Genomic DNA, 228 nt, shown 5'->3' on the forward strand with positions numbered 1-228 from the left:
TTTCAATATCTTCTTCCATGGACCATTTTTGGGTATTCATAAAATACTTCATGAAATTTTCAAAGGAGGGAAATGGCCCTTCCAAATTGGTTCCCTGGCTAGGCCAACCAGTTTCGGAAATAATAACTTTTTTACCATTGCCCGCCTTGACTGCACGTTGGAACATATCTTTCATATACAGCAGGGAGTAGTCCATATCACAGCCGTGCCAAAATGGGTAACAATTGG

At 40.8% G+C, this 228-nt stretch carries 1 pseudogene; it reads right to left on the minus strand.

The window, feature by feature from the left end:
* Positions 1–228: pseudogene (locus tag ACRHOZ_RS21770) on the minus strand (glycosyl hydrolase family 17 protein); the annotation flags it as partial.

The organism is Flagellimonas flava (assembly GCF_050617915.1).
GTDB lineage: Bacteria > Bacteroidota > Bacteroidia > Flavobacteriales > Flavobacteriaceae > Flagellimonas > Flagellimonas flava_A.